Origin of the sequence: Serratia sp. CY44782 (assembly GCF_052168715.1) — a bacterium.
GTDB lineage: Bacteria > Pseudomonadota > Gammaproteobacteria > Enterobacterales > Enterobacteriaceae > Serratia > Serratia nevei.
The window spans coordinates 71,654-89,997 of sequence record NZ_JBJNME010000009.1; the positions used below are offsets into that span (position 1 = coordinate 71,654).

The following is an 18,344-nucleotide window of genomic DNA, read 5'->3' on the forward strand; positions in this document are numbered from 1 at the left end:
CGGCGCATTGTGGCACAAAACGACACTTTCAGGGAGCCGAGAACCATGACCTTGGACTGGTGGTTAACCTACCTGCTGACCACGCTTATCCTCAGCCTGTCCCCCGGCTCAGGCGCCATCAACACCATGAGCACCGGCATCAGCCACGGCTATCGCGGCGCCGCCGCGTCGATCGCCGGGCTGCAGGTCGGGCTGAGCGCGCACATCGTACTGGTGGGCATCGGCCTCGGCGCGCTGATTTCTCAATCGCTGCTGGCGTTCGAGCTGCTGAAATGGCTGGGCGCCGCCTACCTGGTGTGGCTCGGCATCCAGCAGTGGCGCGCCGCCGGGGCGCTGGATCTGCATGCGCTGGCGGGCAGCATGCCGCGCCGCCGTCTGTTCCGCCGCGCGGTGCTGGTCAACCTGACCAACCCGAAAAGCATCGTGTTTCTTGCCGCGCTGTTCCCGCAGTTCATCCTGCCCAATCAGCCGCAGGCCGAGCAGTATCTGGTGCTCGGCGTCACTACCGTGGTGGTGGATATTCTGGTGATGATCGGTTACGCCACCCTGGCGACGCGCATCGCCGGCTGGCTGAGAACGCCGCGCCAGATGCAACTGCTCAACCGGGTATTCGGTTCGCTGTTCATTTTGGTGGCGGGGCTGCTGGCGACCGCCCGCAAAGCCTGACAAAAAAGGCCGGGCATCGCTGCTCGGCCTTGGGCATGTCACCGCCGGTCAGCGGGTAAAGATCAGGTGTAACCCGAAGCCGGTAAACAGCACGCCCGCCACCCCGTCGATCCACTTGGCCAACCGCTGGTAGCCGCGGCGCATCGCCGGCAGCGCGAACACCACCGCCACCAGGCTGAACCAGACGAAGGTCTCGGCGACGATCAGCAAGAACAGCCCCCAGCGCGCCCCGGCGCCGACGCTGTCGCCGACGAACAGCGAGAACACGCTGCCGAAATAGATCACCGCTTTCGGGTTGGACAGATTGGTCAGGAAGCCGCGAATAAAGCTGCGCCCGGCCTTCGGCAACGCCACCTGGGCCTCCGCCGCCGGCTGCGCTTGCTGCGCCCGCGCGGAACGCAGCAGCTGCCACCCCATCCAGCACAGGTAAATGCCGCCGCCGACCATGATTATCTGATGCAACCAGGCCATCTTCTGCAGGATCAGATGCAGCCCCATCAACGCCACGCCGGCCCATACCACGATGCCGAGCGAAATGCCGACCACGCCCATCATCGCCTCACGGCGCGAGCGGCTGGCGGCGGTCTGCGACACGAAAAAGAAGTCCGGCCCCGGGCTCATCAGCGCAATCAGATGCACCAGCGCCACGGTGAGAAACAGCATCAGCATGATTTATCGCCCTTAGTCTTCGTCATTGTCGAGATGGTCGCGGATCATCGCCATAAAGGGCGCGCCGAAACGCTCCAGTTTGCGCTGGCCGACGCCGTTGACGCTCAGCAGATCGCCGGCCTTGATCGGCATCTGTTCGGCCATTTCCAGCAGCGTGGCGTCGTTGAACACCACGTAAGGCGGAATGTTTTCTTCGTCGGCGATCGATTTGCGCAGTTTGCGCAGCTTGGCGAACAGCTTGCGATCGTAATTGCCGCCGTAGGATTTCTGGTTGGCGCTGCTGCGCGACTTCAGGCTCTGGATGCGCGGCACCGCCAGCTGCAGCGCCACCTCGCCGCGCAACACCGGGCGCGCCGCCTCGGTCAATTGCAGCGCCGAGTGCATGGCGATGTTCTGGGTGATAAAGCCCAGGTGGATCAGTTGACGCAGCACGCTGGTCCAGTGTTCGGTGGTTTGATCGCGGCCGATGCCGTATACCGGCAGCTTATCGTGGCCGTATTCGCGAATGCGTTGGTTGTTGGAGCCGCGCAGCACTTCCACGATGTACCCGAGGCCGAAGCGCTGGCCGACGCGGTACACGCAGGACAGCGCCTTGCGCGCGTCCTCCAGCCCGTCGTAGCGCTTGGGCGGATCGAGGCAGATGTCGCAGTTGCCGCAGTTCTCGTGCTTGCCTTCGCCGAAGTAGTTGAGCAGCACCAGGCGGCGGCAGGTTTGCGCCTCGGCGAACGCGCCCATGGCGTTCAGCTTGTGGCGTTCGATATCCAGCTGCTGTCCGGCGGGTTTTTCCTCCAGGCAGCGGCGCAGCCAGGCCATGTCGGCCGGATCGTACAACAGGATGGCTTCAGCCGGCAGGCCGTCACGCCCGGCGCGGCCGGTCTCCTGATAATAGGATTCGATATTGCGCGGGATGTCGAAATGCACCACGAAGCGCACGTTGGGTTTATTGATGCCCATGCCGAAGGCGACGGTAGCCACCACCACCTGCAAATCGTCACGCTGGAACGCTTCCTGCACCTGCGCGCGGCGATCGTTGTCCAGCCCGGCGTGGTAGGCGCCGACGCTCAGCCCGCGGCTTTGCAGACGTGCGGCGGTGTCTTCCACCTTGGCGCGGCTGTTGCAATAGATAATGCCGCTCTTGCCGCGCTGATCCTGCACGAAGCGCCACAGCTGATCGAGCGGTTTGAATTTTTCCACCAGCGTGTAGCGGATGTTCGGCCGGTCGAAGCTGCTGACCTGCACCAGCGGGTCCTGCAGCGACAGCAGGCGCACGATATCGCCGCGGGTGGACTCGTCGGCGGTGGCGGTCAGCGCGATCACCGGCATCGACGGGAAGCGCTGTTTCAGCTGACCCAGCGCGCGATATTCCGGCCGGAAGTCATGGCCCCACTGCGAAATACAGTGCGCCTCATCCACCGCCAGCATCGCCGGCGGACAGTGATCGAGCAGGCTGAGGAAGCTTTCCATCATCAGCCGTTCCGGCGCGATGTACAGCATCTTGATGGTGCCGTTGCGGCAGCCGGCCATAACGTCCAACTGCTCCTCGCGGGTTTGCGTCGAGTTGTAGCAGGCGGCGGAAACGCCGTAGGCCAACAGTTGGTCGACCTGGTCCTTCATCAGCGAGATCAACGGGGAAACGACCAGCGTCAGGCCGTCCATCACCAGCGCCGGGATTTGGTAACACAGCGACTTGCCGCCGCCGGTCGGCATCACCACCAGGCAATCCTGCCCGCCGATCGCGGCGTTGATAATCGTTTGTTGGCCCGGACGGAATTGCTGGTAGCCAAAGGTATCGCGCAATACCTGCTCGGCCAGCAACTCTCTGTTAATCACTGCTGCGGTTGACACACACTTCCCCATTTTTTCATCGGTACACACCCACCGGGTATGATTACATAATATCGTTCAGCATGACACCAACGCCCACCCGTGTCTGCCGGAAGTTGTAGTCGATCAGCGATTCGCCGTAGCCGCTGAACACCTGAGTATAGAAGCGCACGTTGCGGGTAATCGGATAGCTCCAGCCCAGTTCCGCGCCGCCGTAGCCGCTGTTCCAGTTGTAGTGGCTGTCGACGCTGAACACGCTGTCGCCCCAGGCGTAACCGACCTTCAGCCGGTAGTATCCCATGTATTTGGTGATGTCCGGGTTGTCGTCGTTGCTCGAGCTCTCCGAGAAACGGAACCAGGGCTTGAGATCCACCTGCCAGTTGCCGTTTTGCGCCATCAGCCGCGCATAGCCGCGATTCCAACTGCGCGACGTCGGATCCGAGCGGCCGTTAGACTGATGGTTAACGCCGATTTCAACATCGCGCAGCGTCCAACCGGCAAAGCGGTAATCGGTCGCCCACCCCACGAACAGCTGCGGCTCGTAGTTGGTTTCGCGGAACGGCGAAGACTCGCCGCGGTTGGACAATTGCCACCAGGAGCGCTGAGTATAAGACGCGCCGAGCACCGAGTTGTCGCCGGCAATGCCCCGCCACAGCGGAAACGCCAGACTAAGTTGGTATTTCACCTCGTCCTTGCGCGCCTTGTCGGCCCAGTTGTACGTCTTGATGGCCTCTTTGTTGATATCGCTGGTGTCGGTGTACAGCAGGTAATTGGGATCGTAAGGATACAGCGTGAACGGATTATCGTGCTCCTGCAGCAGGTTGGCGATAATGCTGCCGCGCACCGCCGGCTTATCGTGAATCTGCTGCTCTTTGGCTTCCTCAGCCAATGCCAGCGCCGGCATCAGCAGCGTGGCGGAAACGATCCCTGACAAAATGCGCATAACCTCTCCTCACTCCAACGAAAAAGGGCAAGCCCGGAAAAAATCAGGCCATTTTACACACAAAGGAGGCTTTACCGCAGCGCAGGTCGGTTTTATTGGAATAGTCTGGAAAGCAACAAAGGTTAAGCATAAAATCAACATTCCATTAACCTGGACTGACCAGTTAGCTCCCTTAAAACGCAAAAGAAAAACGGAAACCCGCTATGTCGACCACACCACTGACCCTGGAAGCCGCCCGCCGCAAGATCGGCGAAATCTTTGTCTACCACATGCCGTTCAACCGCGAGCTTGGCCTGGAGCTGCGCCGCTTCGACGATGATTACGTCGAGCTGAGCTTCACCAACCAGCGCAAGCTGGTGGGCAACGCGGCACAGGAAATTCTGCACGGTGGCGTGATCGCCGCGGTGCTTGACGTCGCCGCCGGATTGGCCTGCGCCGGCGGCGTGCTGACGCGCCTGGAGCCGCTGATCGAAGAGGAGATCGCCGCCAAGCTGTCGCGCATGGGCACCATCGATCTGCGCGTCGACTACCTGCGCCCCGGCCGCGGCGAGCACTTCGTCGCCTCCGCCAGCGTGCTGCGCAGCGGCAACAAGGTCGCCGTCGCGCGCGTAGAGCTGCATAACCACGACGGCCTGCATATCGCGAGCGCCACCGCCACCTATCTGGTCGGCTGATGATTGTGTGCGGTGAGCGTCTTCAGTACACTCACCGCATCTTACGTTCCCCACCCGAGTGACGTCATGGACGCAAAGCAAACGCGTCAGGGCATTTTCTTCGCCCTGGCCGCCTATTTTATGTGGGGCATCGCCCCGGCCTATTTCAAACTGATTCAGCAAGTGCCCGCCGATGAGATCCTCACCCACCGGATCATCTGGTCGTTTTTCTTCATGCTGGCGCTGATCTCGCTGGGCCGCAGCTGGCCGAAAGTGCGGGCCGCCTGTCAAAATCGCAAACGGCTGCTGCTGCTGGCGGTCACCGCGCTGTTGATCGGCGGCAACTGGCTGCTGTTCATCTGGGCGGTGAACAACCACCATATGCTCGAGGCCAGCCTAGGCTACTTCATCAACCCGCTGGTTAACGTGCTGTTGGGGATGCTGTTTCTCGGCGAACGCTTCCGCCGCATGCAGTGGGTGGCGGTGGCGCTGGCGTTCACCGGGGTGCTGGTACAGCTCTGGCAGTTCGGCTCGTTGCCGATCATCGGTCTGGGGCTGGCGTTCAGCTTCGCCTTCTACGGCCTGCTGCGCAAGAAAATCGCCATCGACGCCCAGACCGGCATGCTGATCGAAACGCTGTGGCTGCTGCCGGTGGCGGCGGCCTATCTGTTCCTGTTCGCCGACAGCCCCACCAGCCACCTGAGCGCCAACCCGTGGTCGCTGAACCTGCTGCTGGTCGCCGCCGGCATCGTCACCACCGTGCCGCTGCTGTGCTTCACCGCGGCGGCCACCCGGCTGCGCCTGTCGACGCTCGGTTTCTTCCAGTATCTCGGCCCGACGCTGATGTTCCTGCTGGCGGTCACCTTCTACGGCGAAACCGTCGGCCAGGACAAACTGGTGACCTTTGGCTTTATCTGGGCGGCGCTGATCCTGTTCACCCTCGACGCGCTCTATACCCAGCGCAAGCTGCGCTGAGCCCGGCGCCGCCGGGTTACAGCCAGTTCTTGCGCTTGAAGTACAGGTAAGGGGCCAGGCCGGCCAGGATCATCAAGGTGATGGCGCCCGGGTAGCCGAACGACCATTTCAGCTCCGGCATGAATTCGAAGTTCATGCCGTAGCTGGAGGCCACCAGCGTTGGCGGCAGGAACACCACCGACACCACCGAGAAGATCTTGATGATGCGGTTCTGCTCGATGTTGATGAAGCCCATCGCCGCCTGCATCAGGAAGTTCACCTTCTGGAACAGCGATTCGTTGTGCGGCAGCAGGGATTCGATGTCGCGCAGCACTTCACGCGCCTGCTCCAGCTGGCCGGTCGGCAGACGCGCCTTGCGCACCAGGAAGTTGAGCGCGCGCTGGGTATCCATCAGACACAAACGCACCTTCCAGCCGATATCTTCCAGCTCCGCCAGCGTCGACAGCGCGGCGTCGTATTCGTCGCCCTGATGCCCTTCCATGATCACCCGGCTGAGCTGTTCCAGATCGCTGTAGATGTTCTCTATCTCGTCCGCCAACTGCTCAATCTTGGTTTCGAACAGATCCAGCAGCAGTTCGTAGGCGTTGCCTTCGAGCATGGTCTGGTTGCGGGCGCGCATGCGGTACAGGCGAAACGCCGGCAGTTCACGCTCGCGCAGGGTATACAGGCGGCCGTCGCGGATGGTGAACGCCACCGTGGAGTTGCCGGCGTGATCTTCCGCATCTTCAAAGTAGAAGAAGGAGTGGATATGCAGACCGTCTTCGTCTTCGAAGAAACGGGCGGAGGCTTCGATGTCGTCCAGCTCGGGACGCGTCGCCAGGCTTTGTCCCAGCTCATTCTGCACGCGCTCACGCTCGCCCTCTTCCGGCTCGACCAGGTCAACCCACAGCGATGACGTGAGATCATCCGAGTCGTCCAGCTCCAGACGGGACAAGCGGCGGTTATCTAATTTAAAAGCGCTCAGCATGTGCCAAAACTCCGTGAAGGTAACGGGTGCGGACAACGCGTTGAAGCACAGAAACAGAGGGGATGCGTATCACCGATTTGTTTCAGACCATGAAGAGATCTGACTCATAGCGACGCTTTGCGGGGTCGCCGACAACCACGAAGGCTATCAGCAAAAACGGAGAGCCTTAGAAGTTATACCTGCGGCGCAGGTCAGTGAGCCAGTATCTACTGGGTGTGTCCAAGGCGTCTGTCCTCAATGATAATAGTGCGCGCATGTTACGCCGAGAGGAAAAAGCCTGTCAACACGTTAGGCGGGATAATTGCGCAACAAATCATCACGATGATCAATGGTAAAAATGGCGCTTAAACCGTGCTGAAAAAGTCGCGGCGATCGCTTACCACCACCAAGAATGTTGTTAAGATGACATCACCCTAATGGTACGACAAGCATGCGGATTTAAATGATGAAACAGATTACCGCCCATGAACTGACCGCGATGAGCGAACAGGCCGCCAGCGTGGCCCGCCTGCGCGCGCACCGCACTTTACACGAAGAGTTGAGCGACCCGGTGCAACGCCTGGCGATCGCCATGGAACCCGGCACCTATATCCGCCCGCACCGTCACCCGCAAACCTGGGAATTGCTGACGCCGCTGCGCGGTCGTTTTGTCGTATTGCAGTTCAACGATGACGGCGTCGTCACGCAGCGCACCCTGCTCGGCGAAGAAACCAAAGTGCTGGAGATGCCGGCATTTACCTGGCATGCGGTGCTGTCGGTCGATGCCGGCGGCGTGGTGTTCGAAGTGAAGCAGGGCCCGTATCAGGCGCTGACCGAAGAGGACTGCATGCAATGGGCGCCGCAGGAAGGCGGCGAAGGCACCGAAGCGGTGATGCGCTGGTATGCCACCGCGCAGGTCGGCGATCGCTACCCTCACTGATAATGAACGATTGCAGGGGCGTGCCCCTGCAACTCTCCCCTCTCTTTATACCGTTTCCAGGCGAGCGTAGGCCGCCACCAGCCACTTGATGCCCTCGCCCGGGAAAGCAATCTGCAGCCGGCTGTGCTCGCCGCTGCCCTCCAGATTGACGATGGTGCCTTCGCCAAACTTGGGATGGCGCACGCGCTGGCCCAGCTTGTAACCAGTATCGTTCTCGCTGATCGGCGTGCCCATGCGGCGGTGATTGACCGGGCGCGATACGCTGGCGCGCAGGCGCACTTCTTCCACGCACTCTTCCGGCAGCTCGCCGATAAAGCGCGACGGCCGGTGGTAGACCTCTTTGCCGTACAGACGGCGCGTTTCGGCATAGGTCAGCGTCAGCTTCTGCATGGCGCGCGTTACGCCCACATAGGCCAGGCGGCGCTCCTCTTCCAGACGGCCGCCTTCATCCAGCGACATCTGGCTCGGGAACATGCCTTCTTCCATGCCGACGATAAACACCAGCGGGAATTCCAGGCCCTTGGCGGAGTGCAGGGTCATCAGCTGCACCGCGTCCTGGTAGGCGTCGGCCTGGCCTTCGCCCGCCTCCAGCGCCGCATGCGACAGGAACGCCTGCAGCGGCATCAGATCCTGATCTTCTTCCTGATAGCTGAACTGGCGCGTCGCCGTCACCAGTTCCTCAAGGTTTTCGATGCGCGCCTGCCCCTTTTCGCCTTTCTCCTGCTCATACATGATGAACAGCCCGGAATCGCGGATCACCCGGTCGGTCTGCACGTGGAGCGGCATGTCGGCGGTTTCATGCGCCAGCGACTCCACCAGTTCGATAAAACGCTGCAGCGCCGACGCGGCGCGGCCGGCCAACACTTTGTCCTGCATCAGCTCGCGCGTCGCCTGCCACAGCGTCAGCTGGCGATCGCGCGCCGCCTGGCGCACCACGTCGAGGGTACGATCGCCGATGCCGCGCGTCGGGGTGTTGACCACGCGCTCGAAGGCCGCATCGTCGTTGCGGTTGGAAATGAGGCGCAGGTAAGCCAGCGCATCCTTGATTTCCTGGCGTTCGAAGAAGCGCTGGCCGCCGTAGATGCGGTACGGCATCGCCGTCTGCAGCAGCGCCTCTTCCAGCACGCGCGACTGGGCGTTGCTGCGGTACAGGATGGCGCAGTCGTTCAGCGCCCCGCCGTTGTCCTGCCAGGTCTTGATGCGGTTGACCACGAAGCGCGCTTCGTCGAGTTCGTTGAAGGCACAGTAGATGGAGATCGGTTCGCCTTCGCCGCCTTCGGTCCACAGGTTTTTGCCCATGCGCCCGTCGTTGTTGGCGATCAGGGTGTTGGCCGCTTTCAGGATGTTGCTGGTGGAACGGTAGTTCTGCTCCAGGCGGATGGTTTCCGCGCCGGGGAAATCTTTCAGGAAGCGCTGGATGTTTTCCACCTGCGCGCCGCGCCAGCCGTAGATCGACTGATCGTCGTCGCCGACGATCATCACGTTGCTGTTGCCGCCCGCCAGCAGACGGATCCAGGCGTACTGGATGCTGTTGGTATCCTGGAATTCGTCCACCAGCACGTTGGTGAAACGTTCGCGGTAGTGGTTGAGGATATGCGGCTTGTTCAGCCACAGCTCGTGCGCGCGCAGCAGCAGCTCGGCGAAATCCACCAGCCCGGCGCGATCGCAGGCTTCCTGATAGGCCTGATAGATGCGCAGCCAGGTGGCCTCTACCGGGTTGTTGTAGGTCTCGACGTGCTGTGGCCGCAGGCCCTCGTCTTTCTTGCCGTTGATGTACCACATCGCCTGACGCGGCGGCCACTGCTTCTCGTCGACGTTCAGCGCCTTGATGATGCGCTTGAGCAGCCGCAGCTGGTCGTCGCTGTCGAGGATCTGGAAATCCTGCGGCAGGTTGGCTTCCAGGTGGTGGGCGCGCAACAGACGATGCGCCAGGCCGTGGAAGGTGCCGATCCACATGCCACCCTGACTGGTGCCGATCAGATGTTCGATACGGTGGCGCATTTCCGCCGCCGCCTTGTTGGTGAAGGTCACCGCCATGATCGAATACGGCGAACAGTTCTCCACCGACAGCAGCCAGGCGATGCGATGCACCAGTACCCGGGTCTTGCCGCTGCCCGCCCCGGCCAGAACCAACAGGTTGCTGCGCGGCGCCGCCACGGCTTCACGTTGTTTTTCATTCAGGCTGTCGAGCAGATCGGAGACGTCCATAGGCACCACTAATGGTTAAGGGAAAACCCGCCGCTGACGGGTTTTTCACTGGAAATTTATACAGAGTTCTGGCAGGGATTATAACAATGCTGTCAGCGATGCCAACTGCGAAATCTCAATATGCGGCAGCAGGCGGCTGTCGGCGGCCCGCATCAGATCCCGTTGCCGATCGTTGATCCAACAGGCCTGCAGTCCCGCGCGCAGCGCGCCGGCGACGTCGGTAGTCAGATCGTCACCCACGTGCAGGATTTGCTCGGGCGCCACGCCCAGCCGCTCGACGGCCAGGTGGTACATGTCCCGGTACGGTTTGGCGCGCCCGTCCGGCCCGGAGCGCAACACGAACTGGAAGTAGCCGTCCAGGCCACACTGTGCCGGATCGGCGTTGCCGTTGGTGATCGCCACCAGCGGGTAGCGCGCGGCCAGCGCCTTCAGCGTGGCGTGGGTCGCTTCCGATACCTCGATGCGGCTGCGCCACAGCGCGAAGTTTTGCATCGCCGCATCGGCCCCGATCGCCGCGTCGGCATCGCGCAGCCCCTGCCGGCTCAGCGCCAGATGAATAGCGCGCCAGCGCCACTGGGTGACGTCGTGGTAGATCTCCGGATCCTGTTCGCGCAGCTCCTGGCGCAGGCGGTGGAAATCCGCCGACTGGAAGCTGCTCAGACCGGGATGGTAGCTCTGCAGGAAGGCCACCGACTGTTGTTCGGTCTGCCTAATCACCGGGCGATTGTCATACAGCGTGTCGTCCAGATCGAAAGTCAGCGCCGCCAGCGGGCGCAGCGGGCGATAAAAATGCATCAGGATTTCCCCCGTTTGGCGCGCGGATGCGCGGCATCGTACACGTTCGCCAGATGTTGAAAGTCGAGGTGGGTATAAATTTGCGTGGTGGTCAGGTTGGCGTGGCCGAGCAGCTCCTGCACCGCGCGCAGATCGCCGCTGGACTCCAGCATGTGGGTAGCGAAGGAGTGGCGCAGCTTGTGCGGGTGGATATGGCTGTTGACGCCCTGTTTCACGCCCCATTCGGCGAAGCGCTTTTGCACGTTGCGCGTCGAGATGCGTCGCCCCTGATTGGACAGGAACATTGCGTCGTCTTCCGGCCCGAACAGATCGCGCATCGCCAGCCAGTGTTCCAGCCAGGTGACGGCGGTGCGCCCGATCGGCAATTTGCGCTCTTTGCTGCCTTTCCCCATCACCCATACCTCGCCGGCGGCCATGTCGACATGGCGGCAATCCAGCCCCACCAGCTCTGAGAGGCGCAGGCCGGCGCCGTACATCACCTCCAGCATGGCGCGATCGCGCACCGCCAGCGGATCGTTGAGATCGATCTCCAGCAGCTGGTTCATTTCATCGACGTCGATGTTTTTCGGCAGATGGCGGCCGCTGCGCGGCGTGCGGATGCCTTTGGCGGGGTTGGCGTGCAATACGCCCTGGCTGACCAGCCAGTCGAGGAAACTGCGCAACGAAGAGAGCCGCAGCGCCAGGCTGGCGGACTGCAGGCCGGCGCGTTTGCTGCGCGCCGCCAGCATGCGCACCCGGGCGGCGTCCAGCGCCGTCCAGTCGGTGACGCCAATCTCCTGCGCCAGGCGCATCAGCGCCGCCAGCTGGCGCGAATAGCTGAGCTGCGTCAGCGGGCTGAGTTGCCGTTCTACCTTGAGATAACGCAGAAAAGCGTCCACCGGCTGCTGCAGGCTGGGCGCAATCGGCGTCATGCGCGTTCGACCCAGCGTTCCAGCAGTTCCGGCAGCATGCGCGCCAGTTGATTGAGCATCACCGTGCCCATGCCCTGCTGATAGTGTTGCGTATCGCGGCTGCTGAAGATCACCATGCCCAGTTCGCCGTCGTCGCCCAACATCGACAGCGCCACCGAGCCAATCTGGCCAATCTGTTTGGCCTGCGGTAACAGCAGCAGCAGTTCGGGGCCGTTCAGGCCGCCGAGGTAATGTTGTTCGCTGCCCAGCCGCTGAATGCGGAACGGCTCGAACGCCGAACGCGTCAGCGCCAGGTGGGTAAAGTCGGAAGGCGCGCCGATCTTCCAGCGTTCGGCGAACAGGCGCACCGTGGCACCGGCCAAACCGAAGCCGCGCGCCCAGCGCTGCAGCCGGTTGAGCATGTCCTGCAGGCTGTCTGCGGTGGCCAAATCGGCCTGCAGGTGCAGCAACCGGGCGAACAGCCCTTCGTTGGCGCTGGCCTGTTCCATCAACAGCGTGATCTCTTCTTCCAGCCGTTCGATGTGATTGCGCTGGCGGGCCAGATGCCATTCCACCAGCGAAACGGTGCCGCGCACCGGGTGCGGCACGCGCATCTGCTCAACCTGGCGTGCGTTGCGAATAAAGAAATCCGGGTTCTGCAGCAGATACTGCATCACGGTGTCGTCATCCAGCGCCAGGCCGGCGACGCTCTGTTCTTCTACGCTCTTCATAGATGAATAAATCCGTCATAGACATGGGTTGCCGGGCCGGTCATAAACAGCGGGTTGCCCGGCCCTTTCCAGCGAATATGCAGGCTGCCGCCCGGCAGTTCTACATGCACCTCTTCTGACAGCAATTCCTGTTGGATCCCCACCGCCACCGCCGCACAGGCGCCGCTGCCGCAGGCCTGCGTTTCGCCGGCGCCGCGCTCGTAAACGCGCAGCTTGATGTGATCGCGGCTGACCACCTGCATAAAGCCGATGTTGGCCCGTTCCGGGAAGCGCTCATGCCCTTCCAGTACCGGCCCGAGCAGCTCCACCTTGGCGGTTTTTACATCATCCACCTGCAAAACACAATGCGGGTTGCCCATCGACACCACGCCGCACAGCACGGTCTGTTCCGCCGCGCGCATGATGTAGGTCTTTTCGGCCTTGGCGGCGCGGAACGGCACCGCCTGCGGATCGAAGTTCGGCTCACCCATGTTGACGCACACCAGATCGTCGTCGGTAACGCTGAGCACCATGCGCCCGGTTTGGGTGCTGACGCGGATATCGCGCTTGTTGGTCAGCCCTTTCAGCCGCACAAAGCGCGCGAAGCAGCGCGCGCCGTTGCCGCACTGCGCCACTTCGCTGCCGTCGGCGTTGAAAATTCGATAGTGAAAATCCAGCTCGGGATCGTAAGGCGGTTCTACCACCAGCATCTGGTCAAAGCCGACGCCCAGGTGCCGATCGGCCAGCCGGCGGATCAGCTCAGGTGAAAAATAGACATTCTGTGTAACGGCATCGACCACCATAAAGTCGTTGCCCAGACCGTGCATTTTGGAGAACTGCATATCATACTCCGCTATCTGGACGCGCTATCCGTCTTGATTTTGCGGCGGCGCTCGCCACCGCAAACAGGGTGTTACTGGTCGACCATCGACGGTTTTTGCTGAGAGCCAGACTGCTCCTGCTGGTTCTTTTGCACCTGATCGCCCGTTTGCACCGGCGGCTTGGCCGGTTTTTGGCCGGCGGAATCGGCAGGTGGGAAGTAAAGCGGGCCCTTCAGACCACAGCCGGCGAGGCCGGTAAGCAGAACTGCCATCAGCGCATAGCGTAGTTGTTTTTTCATTTGCATTAATGCCTGTAATTCATGCGTCCAAGGTCTCTATAATCGCAGGTGGATCATGAAAAGCAATAGGAATTGAATATGAACGACAGCGAGTTTCATCAGTTGGCCGACCAGCTGATGCTGAATATTGAAGAGACACTGGACGATTTTGACGGCGATGCGGACATCGATTATGAAACCAATGGCGGCGTGATGACGCTGAGCTTCGAAAACGGCACCAAAATCGTCATCAACCGCCAGGAGCCGCTGCACCAGGTGTGGCTCGCCACCAAGGCCGGCGGTTACCACTTCAACTACCGCGACGGCGCCTGGCTATGCGATCGCAGCGGGCAGCCGTTTTATCAGTTGCTCAGCGAAGCGGCCAGCGCACAGGCCGGTGAGGAACTGCAGTTTTCCTGAGGCGATGCAGGGCTCGGCAACCGAGCCCTTGCGGCGTCAATGCAGCTGGAACTGCTGTTTGAGCGGCTGCACGGCGCCATCGGCCACCGTCACGCACAGGCTGGACAGCACGTTGCTGCGGAACGGGATCACCTGCGTGCGCCCGTCGAGCTGCACGATCTGATAGAACTGCGGCAGGTTGAAGTTGATGAAGCTGGAGCCGTAGGTAAAGCGATCGTGCGATGAGGAGTAGAAGCGGCTGACGTCGCGCACCAGCTCCTCTTTACTGCCCTCGCAGTGGTGATACACCTCCACCCGATTCGACTCGTCCAGAATATAGATGTTGAAGCCCTTGTCGTCCGAGGTGTCTTCGAAGAAGAACTGGATGATCCCCTCGCTGGCGAAGCCATCTACCACCGGCGGCAGATGCACCTGATCGGTTTCCACCTTGATAGACAGGCCGTGCAGCTTGTTGTTGGAGATGGCGCCGTAAAACTCCACCGCGTTCTCCAGCTTTTGCACCGACACGCTCAGGCGCTCGAAGAACAGCCCCCAGGTCTGCCCGGCGACGCGTACCGCCTTGAAGCGGCCGGGCTCCAGGCGGGTGCTGGACAGGCGCAGCTCAATGCACTCCGACACCAACTGCTGGATGCGGGTGCGGATCAGGCCGCGCAGGTGCTGGCTGTAGCAGAACACTTCCACCGACTCCGGTGGCGCGGCGTCCTGGTGCATTTTGCCGAGAATGGTTTTCAGCGCTTCCAGCACCGACTGTTCGCCGCTGAAATGCAGGGTGCGCACTTCGTTCCAGGAGTTGCGGTACAGCAGATCGATGCTGCCGACCAGGCACTGCTGCTGCTGGCCGAAGCTGAACACGTCCAGCTTGCGGAAATCGAAGTGCACCACCTGATTGCGGAAGGCGGCGGTCGGATCGTTTTCCAGATTGACGATGATCGCCAGATGGCGAATTTCGCACGGGCTGTACAGCGCTTTCGGCGTCGGCGCCGGCAGGCGCAGCGGGAAGTGATGAGAAACGTCGGCCACCAGTTCCTGCAGCTTGGCGGTGTCGCACAGGTTGCCGCTCTTGATGTGCAGGCGGGTCTGCGGGGTCAGCAGGCCGTTGAAATAGGCCCAGGCCACCAGCTTGTTCAGGTAGCGGTTATATTCCAGCGGCTGATGGCTGACGATCGAATCCATGGCCGGCGCCTGATTATACAGGTACCAGCCGGTGCGGTTGGCGCGGCCAACCGGCACGTGAATAAAGGTTAAATCGTTTTCCGACAGGTCCGGCGAAATCTGCGGGTTCACCAGCGTCACCTTGCCGGGCAGCGCCTCGAACGCCGCGTACAGTTTGCGGGTCAGCACGCCGATATCCTGCGGGCTGGCGCTGACGCTGAGGTTGTTGCGGCGGGCGAAACGGATCAGGTTGCGGTAGCTCTGCATCATCGCGTCGAGCAACTCGTTATGCGCTTCACGCACCCGTTCGATTTTCCAGTTGGCGCGGTTGTCCAGCATCGCCAGACGCTCTTCGCTCCAGCCCCACTCGCTGACCAGCTGGCTGAGGATCTCGCGCCGCCAGCCGACGCAGGCCTTGGCCAGCGACAGTTTTTCACACACTTTCAGGTAGAAACAGCGGCGGGCCAGATCGAGGCGGGTGGTGTCGTTGATGCCGGTCAGGTAGCGGGTCACGCGCTCGAGCATCATGCAATAGGCATCGAGCCCGAAGCAGACGATCTCCCCCTGATGCAGGCGGTGTTTGATGTCCGTCGCCAGCAGCTGGGTATTGGGGTATTCCCAGGAATAGGCTTCCAGCAGCAGGGTCTTCAGCACCGCCTTGTAAGGCGAATCGATGCTCTTGTACAGCTGCCACAGGCTGGCGCCGAAATACTCTTCCGCCGACAGCGAACTCAGGCCGCCGAGATCCAGCCACTCGTTCGGCGTCAGCGCGCCCTGCGCGTACAGCGACAGCACGTATTCATCGTAGTGCGCTTCTTCTTCGCCCGGCACCATGTTCCACAGGATGCGTTTGCCGGCCAGGCGCACCGCGGTGCGGTAGAATTCATCGAGCAACAGGATATGCTGCGTCGAGCCGCAGTCTTCGCCGCCCAGGCTGCCGCTTTCATTATGGCGGAAGCGGTTTTCGTCGATCAGGAAGAAGCTGACTTCCACCCCCATCGAGGCGGCCCACTTCTCAAGCAGGCTGCATTTTTGCTGCAGGCGGGTGCGTTCTTCGTTGTCCAGCCAGGACTGGTGGCAGACCCAGATGTCGAGATCCGAGCTGCAGCTTTGGCCGATAGACGAGGTGCTGCCCATCGAGTAGACGCCGGTGATCGGCAGCTCGCCGCTGGCCGGTTTGTCAAACGGGCTGCCCCATTTGTCTTCTAAATCGTTCAGGTAATCTTGTTGAGTTTCATCAGGCGTGTAGAGGCAAATGCCGTGGGGAACGTTACCGTTCAGGTAACCCGGCATCAGCGGGTGGTGGTGGTGCAGTAAGGTGGGCAGCAGACTGTATACCCGTTGAAACGCGGGCTTCATAGCCGCTAGGGCGCGATCGACGCGTAGCTGATTGATCGCATCCAGTCTCTGCTTCAATGTCTCGATGTAGAGGTACAAGACGTCTCGCCTGATTATCCCGGTGTTTAGAAAAAAACCCGTATTCCATAAGCGCCGTTAGTGTAAGAAGAATATTTGGCGACTTATTGCTGGAAACGTGATCAATTTAACACCTTGCTGATTGACCGTAAAGGAGGTAACGCTTCACAATTATTGTAGCGCTTCCCTAAACGATTTACCCGCAGTGTTAACTGCCCCAAAGCACATCACACGTCCCTTTGATTCCGTTGTCCTTTTTTCGCCTCCGGCTTCTTGCACTGACAGTATTGACTCTCAGTGGTAGGATGGATGGCGAAATATAAAAACGGTAACAAGCATGTTAGACAAAATTATTCGAATTGCCACCCGACAAAGCCCGCTTGCACTTTGGCAAGCACATTATGTGCAGCAACGTCTGATGGCCTGCCATCCCGGCCTGCAGGTCGAGTTGGTGCCGATGGTCACGCGCGGCGACGTTATTCTGGATACGCCGCTGGCGAAAGTCGGCGGTAAAGGCCTGTTTGTTAAAGAACTCGAGCTGGCGCTGCTGGAAGGCCGCGCCGACATCGCCGTGCACTCGATGAAAGACGTGCCGGTCGATTTCCCTGCCGGCCTGGGTTTGACCACCATTTGCGAACGCGAAGATCCGCGCGACGCTTTTGTTTCCAACCGTTTCGCCTCGCTCGATCAGCTGCCGCAGGGCAGCGTGGTCGGCACTTCCAGCCTGCGCCGCCAGTGCCAGCTGCGTGAACGCCGCCCGGATCTGATCGTGCGCGACCTGCGCGGCAACGTCGGCACTCGCCTGGCCAAGCTGGACAACGGCGATTACGACGCGATTATTCTGGCGGTGGCCGGCATGAAACGCCTGGGGCTGGAGCAACGCATCCGCAGCCCGCTGAGCGCCGAAGAGTGCCTGCCGGCGGTCGGCCAGGGCGCGGTCGGCATTGAATGCCGCCTCGACGACAGCGTCACCCGCGCGCTGCTAATGCCGCTGAACCATGCGGCCACCGAAACCCGCGTACGCGCCGAACGGGCGATGAACACCCGTCTGGAAGGCGGCTGCCAGGTGCCGATCGGCAGCTATGCCGAACTGGATGGCGACAGCCTGTGGCTTCGTGCCCTGGTCGGCGCGCCGGACGGCAGCCAGATGGTGCGCGGCGAACGCCGCGGCCCGGCCGCCGAGGCCGAACGGATGGGCGTTGAGCTGGCGGAAGAGCTGCTGGCGCGCGGCGCGCGCGAGATCCTGCGCGAAGTTTACCAGGGAAATCCGCCGGCATGACGATCCTGGTAACCCGCCCATCGCCTTCGGGCGAGCAGTTAGTGAGCCGGCTGCGCGCACTCGGCCGGGTTGCCTATCATGCACCGCTGATCGACTTCGCCCCCGGCGGCGATCTGCCGCAGCTGCCGCAAGCGTTGCAGCAGCTTAGCGCCGGCGATCTGGTGTTCGTGCTGTCGCAGCATTCGGTGAACTATGCCGATTCGGTCATCGGCCGCGCCGGGCTGAGCTGGCCCGCGCACCTGACTTATTACGCCATCGGCCGCACCACCGGGCTGGCGCTGCACCGCATCAGCAGTTTGCCGGTGGAATACCCGCGTGAACGCGAGATCAGCGAAACGCTGCTGCTGCTGCCGGCGCTGCAAAAGCTGGCGGGCAAACGCGCGCTGATTTTGCGCGGCAACGGCGGCCGCGAGCTGCTGGGCACGACGCTGAGCGAGCGCGGCGCTGACGTCAGCTATTATGAATGCTATCAACGCAGCCCGGTGCACTACGACGGCAGCGAGCAAAGCGCCCACTGGCAGCGCGCCGGTGTGGATACGCTGGTGGTGACCAGCGGTGAAATGTTACAACAGCTCTATACTTTAGTTCCTGATTACTATCGTTCTTCATGGCTGCTGCGTTGCCGCCTGGTAGTAGTGAGCGAACGCCTGGCTACCCTCGCCCGGGACTTGGGCTGGCGTACGATTCGGGTAGCTGACAACGCCGATAATGACGCGCTGATCCGCGCGCTACAATAATCTGACTATGGGATGTGCCACT

General features: G+C 61.5%; 18 protein-coding genes. 7 read left to right on the forward strand and 11 right to left on the reverse strand.

Features of this window, described 5'->3' with window-relative positions:
• The first annotated feature begins 45 nt into the window (after window positions 1-45).
• Window positions 46-666 (forward strand): homoserine/homoserine lactone efflux protein, encoded by a 621-nt coding sequence (gene rhtB, locus ACJ8HT_RS17875; RefSeq protein ID WP_025304879.1) that lies wholly within the window; start codon window positions 46-48, stop codon window positions 664-666.
• Between the two features lie 48 nt (window positions 667-714).
• Here rhtB and rhtC read toward each other — a convergent pair whose 3' ends face one another.
• The 3 genes from rhtC to pldA are packed head-to-tail and all read right to left on the reverse strand — an operon-like array spanning window position 715 to window position 4,102.
• Window positions 715-1,335 carry a threonine export protein RhtC gene (gene rhtC, locus ACJ8HT_RS17880; protein WP_016929486.1) on the reverse strand — a complete coding sequence of 207 codons (621 nt, stop codon included), beginning with the start codon at window positions 1,333-1,335 and terminating at the stop codon, window positions 715-717.
• A gap of 12 nt (window positions 1,336-1,347) precedes the next feature.
• Complete coding sequence (recQ, locus tag ACJ8HT_RS17885; RefSeq protein WP_060424201.1) at window positions 1,348-3,180, reverse strand: ATP-dependent DNA helicase RecQ; 1,833 nt, start codon at window positions 3,178-3,180, stop codon at window positions 1,348-1,350.
• Window positions 3,181-3,223: 43 nt separating this feature from the next.
• Window positions 3,224-4,102, reverse strand: a complete 879-nt coding sequence (pldA, locus tag ACJ8HT_RS17890) for a phospholipase A (RefSeq protein WP_004934270.1) — start codon at window positions 4,100-4,102, stop codon at window positions 3,224-3,226.
• Window positions 4,103-4,305: 203 nt separating this feature from the next.
• Here pldA and ACJ8HT_RS17895 point away from each other — a divergent pair, with 203 nt between their 5' ends.
• Window positions 4,306-4,776, forward strand: coding sequence for a thioesterase family protein (locus ACJ8HT_RS17895; RefSeq protein ID WP_033649641.1), 471 nt, complete (start codon window positions 4,306-4,308; stop codon window positions 4,774-4,776).
• Window positions 4,777-4,842: 66 nt separating this feature from the next.
• Entirely contained in the window at window positions 4,843-5,730 is an 888-nt protein-coding gene (gene rarD, locus ACJ8HT_RS17900; RefSeq protein ID WP_060424204.1) for an EamA family transporter RarD, read from the forward strand.
• Between the two features lie 16 nt (window positions 5,731-5,746).
• On the opposite strand, the gene corA is transcribed toward rarD, so the two are convergent.
• Complete coding sequence (gene corA, locus ACJ8HT_RS17905; RefSeq protein WP_004934262.1) at window positions 5,747-6,697, reverse strand: magnesium/cobalt transporter CorA; 951 nt, start codon at window positions 6,695-6,697, stop codon at window positions 5,747-5,749.
• Window positions 6,698-7,142: 445 nt separating this feature from the next.
• Here corA and ACJ8HT_RS17910 point away from each other — a divergent pair, with 445 nt between their 5' ends.
• On the forward strand, window positions 7,143-7,616 hold the full coding sequence (locus ACJ8HT_RS17910) for a WbuC family cupin fold metalloprotein (RefSeq protein WP_025160392.1): 474 nt from the start codon (window positions 7,143-7,145) through the stop codon (window positions 7,614-7,616).
• A gap of 45 nt (window positions 7,617-7,661) precedes the next feature.
• Here the strand turns inward: ACJ8HT_RS17910 and uvrD are convergent, their stop codons facing one another.
• The 6 genes from uvrD to lptM form a co-directional block, all read right to left on the reverse strand.
• Window positions 7,662-9,824 carry a DNA helicase II gene (gene uvrD / locus ACJ8HT_RS17915; protein WP_038874108.1) on the reverse strand — a complete coding sequence of 721 codons (2,163 nt, stop codon included), beginning with the start codon at window positions 9,822-9,824 and terminating at the stop codon, window positions 7,662-7,664.
• Window positions 9,825-9,902: 78 nt separating this feature from the next.
• Window positions 9,903-10,619, reverse strand: coding sequence for a 5-amino-6-(5-phospho-D-ribitylamino)uracil phosphatase YigB (gene yigB, locus ACJ8HT_RS17920; RefSeq protein ID WP_197653123.1), 717 nt, complete (start codon window positions 10,617-10,619; stop codon window positions 9,903-9,905).
• The gene (xerC, locus tag ACJ8HT_RS17925; RefSeq protein WP_033654013.1) at window positions 10,619-11,530 is read right to left on the reverse strand and encodes a tyrosine recombinase XerC; all 912 of its coding nucleotides are present in this window, start codon (window positions 11,528-11,530) and stop codon (window positions 10,619-10,621) included. Before xerC ends, yigB begins: the two co-directional genes overlap by 1 nt.
• On the reverse strand, window positions 11,527-12,240 hold the full coding sequence (locus ACJ8HT_RS17930) for a DUF484 domain-containing protein (protein ID WP_038874100.1): 714 nt from the start codon (window positions 12,238-12,240) through the stop codon (window positions 11,527-11,529). The genes xerC and ACJ8HT_RS17930 overlap by 4 nt, the downstream gene beginning before the upstream one ends.
• Entirely contained in the window at window positions 12,237-13,061 is an 825-nt protein-coding gene (gene dapF / locus ACJ8HT_RS17935) for a diaminopimelate epimerase (protein ID WP_049200051.1), read from the reverse strand. Before dapF ends, ACJ8HT_RS17930 begins: the two co-directional genes overlap by 4 nt.
• Window positions 13,062-13,132: 71 nt before the next feature.
• Window positions 13,133-13,339 carry an LPS translocon maturation chaperone LptM gene (gene lptM, locus ACJ8HT_RS17940; RefSeq protein ID WP_048232385.1) on the reverse strand — a complete coding sequence of 69 codons (207 nt, stop codon included), beginning with the start codon at window positions 13,337-13,339 and terminating at the stop codon, window positions 13,133-13,135.
• A 78-nt stretch (window positions 13,340-13,417) separates the two neighbouring features.
• Here lptM and cyaY point away from each other — a divergent pair, with 78 nt between their 5' ends.
• Entirely contained in the window at window positions 13,418-13,738 is a 321-nt protein-coding gene (cyaY, locus tag ACJ8HT_RS17945) for an iron donor protein CyaY (RefSeq protein WP_197653124.1), read from the forward strand.
• 36 nt (window positions 13,739-13,774) lie between these two features.
• Here the strand turns inward: cyaY and ACJ8HT_RS17950 are convergent, their stop codons facing one another.
• Complete coding sequence (locus ACJ8HT_RS17950) at window positions 13,775-16,327, reverse strand: class I adenylate cyclase (RefSeq protein ID WP_197653125.1); 2,553 nt, start codon at window positions 16,325-16,327, stop codon at window positions 13,775-13,777.
• 316 nt (window positions 16,328-16,643) lie between these two features.
• Between ACJ8HT_RS17950 and hemC the strand changes: the two genes are divergently transcribed.
• Together hemC and hemD are read left to right on the forward strand one after the other, a co-directional pair.
• Entirely contained in the window at window positions 16,644-17,585 is a 942-nt protein-coding gene (gene hemC, locus ACJ8HT_RS17955) for a hydroxymethylbilane synthase (RefSeq protein ID WP_197653126.1), read from the forward strand.
• On the forward strand, window positions 17,582-18,322 hold the full coding sequence (gene hemD, locus ACJ8HT_RS17960; RefSeq protein ID WP_049200055.1) for a uroporphyrinogen-III synthase: 741 nt from the start codon (window positions 17,582-17,584) through the stop codon (window positions 18,320-18,322). The genes hemC and hemD overlap by 4 nt, the downstream gene beginning before the upstream one ends.
• The last annotated feature ends 22 nt before the right edge of the window (window positions 18,323-18,344 follow it).